The 2,862-nt window shown below is 64.5% G+C and carries 4 protein-coding genes; all 4 read left to right on the forward strand.

Features of this window, described 5'->3' with window-relative positions:
• On the forward strand, positions 1-144 hold a 144-nt coding region (locus EOM25_13630), incomplete at its 5' end, for a 3-phosphoshikimate 1-carboxyvinyltransferase (protein ID NCC26214.1).
• A complete protein-coding gene (locus tag EOM25_13635; GenBank protein NCC26215.1) occupies positions 141-917 on the forward strand; it encodes a prephenate dehydrogenase in 777 nt (258 codons plus the stop codon). The genes EOM25_13630 and EOM25_13635, both read left to right, overlap by 4 nt.
• 84 nt (positions 918-1,001) lie before the next feature.
• On the forward strand, positions 1,002-2,402 hold the full coding sequence (locus EOM25_13640; protein ID NCC26216.1) for an anthranilate synthase component I family protein: 1,401 nt from the start codon (positions 1,002-1,004) through the stop codon (positions 2,400-2,402).
• On the forward strand, positions 2,386-2,862 hold a 477-nt coding region (locus tag EOM25_13645; GenBank protein ID NCC26217.1), incomplete at its 3' end, for an aminodeoxychorismate/anthranilate synthase component II. The genes EOM25_13640 and EOM25_13645, both read left to right, overlap by 17 nt.

Here is a 2,862-nt window from a genome sequence, read left to right on the forward strand (position 1 = left end):
CTGTCCACCCACGACGACCACCGCATGGCCATGAGCCTTTCCCTGCTGGAATTCGGCGGATTCAGACCCGAGCTGGACAATCCCGGCTGCGTGGCCAAATCCTTCCCGGAATTCTGGGATCGATGGGCCGGAGTCCGCCCATGACCCAGGCCCAAAGGACCGTGACTCTCATCGGGGCACAAGGCCGCATGGGCCGCATGCTCGGCTACGGTCTGGCCTCGGCCGGGGCCACGGTCCATTTCCTCGACCGGCCTCTGACCCAAGACAAGCTTCAGGCCGCCTTGCCTGGCTCGGACATCGTTATTCTGTCCGTCCCCATCGATGCCGTGAACGAGGTCCTTGAGAATATCGCGCCCCATCTCGGACCCGACACCATCCTGGCCGATATCTGCTCGGTCAAAACCGAACCTGTTCGGGCCATGCTCCAGGCACATGCTGGACCAGTGGTCGGTACACACCCCCTGTTCGGGCCCTCGCCAGAACCCGGAACTCCTCTGCGGGTGGCCATCGTCCCGGCCAGGAACGACGAGGCCGCCACGGCCATGGCCGGACTCTTCCGGGCCATGGGGCACGAGTCCTTCATCACCTCTGCCGAGGAACACGACCGGGCCATGGCCTATGTTCAGGGCCTGAACTTCGCCACCACTCTTGCCTATCTGGCCTCGGCACCCCAGGACATGGACATCGCCAAATTTCTCACCCCGTCCTTTGAGCGTCGCCTGGAGGCGGCCCGAACCATGTGCACCAGCGACGCTGGTATGTTCGCCTCCATGTGCGAGGCCAATCCAGCCATGGGTGAGATCCTCAGAAATTTCCGTTCGTTCTTGAACATCGCCGCCGGCGGCGACCTCGATCTCCTCTCGAAGCGGGCCGGATGGTGGTGGCAAAGAAATAATGACGACGGGGAACCCGAATAGACAGGCCGATGTACATCGGCCGAATGCTTACCAGGCCGGGTTCCCCCAGGGAATCCGGCTTTTTTTCAACCAAGGAGAACTTACATGATCACGCTGAAACAATACGGTCGCTGGTACATGGCCGACACTCAGACCCCCATCAGCCTTTTTCTGGGCATCGTCGGCCAGGGCGAGGGCATCCTTCTCGAAAGCTCCGAGGTCGACGGACGACTGGGCCGCTACAGTCTTCTGGCCTGGGACTTCCGCCTTGTCCTGTCCTGTGAGCGGGGGACGCTCCGGGTCCTCCCCAGGGATGCGGCCCTCGACCCCCTGCTTGAATTCGACGGCGCCCCGTTCATGGACGGGCTCCGTCAGGCCATGGCCGCTCTGACCATCGTGCCCGAGAGCGGATTCGCCGAGCTGCCGCCCATGACCCGGTCCCTGTGCGGTTACCTCGGCTATGGACTGTGCAGCCATTTCGAGCCCTGCCTGGCCCAGGCCGTTGACCCGGCCCAGGCCGAGACGACCCTGGTCCTGCCCGGCCAAGCCATCGTCTTCGACCATCTCTTCCACCGCTGCGCCTACCTGAGCCTCGACCCGGACTCGACCCCGAAAATGACCCCGACCCAGTCGGGAAGCCGCTGCCACGTGGGCCCCATCTCCTCATCCCCGGACAAGGGCACCTACACGAAGGCCGTGGTCAGGGCCCGGGAGGCCATCTGCCAGGGTGAGGCCATCCAGGTCGTCCTCTCAACCCGGTTCAGCGCTGACTTCTCCGGCGACCCCTTCGAGCTCTACCGTCGTCTGCGCATGATCAATCCCTCACCCTACACCTTTTTCATGTCCCTGCCCGGCATCCAGCTTCTGGGCTCTTCCCCGGAACTCCTGGTCCGCTGCCGGGACGGACGCCTCCAGCTCCGGCCCATCGCCGGGACCCGTCCCCGGGGCCAGGACGAGGTCCAGGACGGGCACTTGGCCCAGGAGCTTCTGGCCGATCCCAAGGAGCGGGCCGAACATGTCATGCTCGTCGATCTCGGCCGCAACGACCTCGGTCGCCTGGCCAGGCCGGGAACCGTGTCCGTGGACAAATTCATGGTCGTCGAGCGCTTCTCCCACGTCATGCACCTGACATCCTACCTCTCGGCCGAAATCATGAAAGACAGGGACCATCTGGACATCCTGGCCGCCGTCTTCCCGGCCGGAACCGTCAGCGGAGCCCCCAAGATCAGGGCCATGGAGATCATCGCCGAACTGGAGAACATGGATCGCGGCCCCTACGCCGGGGCCATCGGCTGGCTGGGCCTGGACAAGGACGCCGTGCAGATGGACACCGGCATCACCATCCGGAGCATGTGGATCCGGGACGGCCGTCTCCACTGGCAGGCCGGGGCCGGCATCGTCATGGATTCGGACCCGGAAAAGGAATGGCAGGAATGCAACAACAAGGCCCGCGCCGTGGCGCAGGCCATCACCAGCAGGGAGGCCGGAGATGATTTTACTTATTGACAATTTCGATTCCTTCACCTTCAACTTGGCCCAGATTCTTCTGGGCGACGGCGAGGACCTTCGGGTCCTGCGCAACGACCGGCCGGAGATCCTGGATCTGGCCAAGCGTCCGGACCTGTCCGGGGTCATCGTTTCACCCGGTCCGGGACGGCCCGAAAACGCCGGGCTCTGCCTGCGGTTCCTGGATCTGCTGCCGGCCGCGGTCCCGGTCCTGGGCGTCTGTCTCGGTCATCAGGCCCTGGGCCTCTGGGCCGGGGCCGAGGTCCGCCGGGCCGAACACATCATGCACGGCAAGGATTCGGCCGTGGCTCACGAGGGAACCGGGATCTTCGCCGGCATCCCCAACCCGACACGGGTGGCCAGGTATCATTCCCTGCTGGTTTGTCCCGGCCCGGACACTCCCTTTCGGATCACGGCCCGCACCGACCGGGACGAGGTCATGGCCCTTGAGTTTTCGGAT

The organism is Deltaproteobacteria bacterium, from assembly GCA_009929795.1.
In the GTDB taxonomy this organism is placed as follows: Bacteria; Desulfobacterota; Desulfovibrionia; order Desulfovibrionales; family Desulfomicrobiaceae; genus RZZR01.